Consider the following 356-nt stretch of genomic DNA (forward strand, 5'->3'; position numbering starts at 1 on the left):
CGAGTTCGACTACGCGGTGGCCGCGTACGACCAGACGCTCATTGGGGCGCTCAGCGGCGTGGCCACGCAGCTCGCGCAGATCCGCTCGAACGACGCGCAGCTCGTCGATGCACAAACCGCGCAGCAGGCGGCGCGCGACGCCGACCAGCTCGCGATCCTGCAGTACAAGGGCGGGCTGACCAATCAGCTCACGGTGCTCAATGCCGACGTCACGGCGCTGAACGCCGACGAAGCCATCGCCAACCTGAAGATGGATCGCCGCGACGAACAGATCGCGCTGGCTTCGGATCTGGGGGGCGGCTATGTCGATGCCTCAGCCGATACCGGCCACCGCGCAGACGTTGCCGCCCAACCCA

1 pseudogene is annotated in these 356 nt (G+C 67.4%); it reads left to right on the plus strand.

Annotated features, from left to right (window positions below):
- Window positions 1-356: pseudogene (locus U5A52_RS43150) on the plus strand (TolC family protein); the annotation flags it as partial.

It is taken from the genome of Paraburkholderia sp. J8-2 (genome assembly GCF_905220195.1).
In the GTDB taxonomy this organism is placed as follows: domain Bacteria; phylum Pseudomonadota; class Gammaproteobacteria; order Burkholderiales; family Burkholderiaceae; genus Paraburkholderia.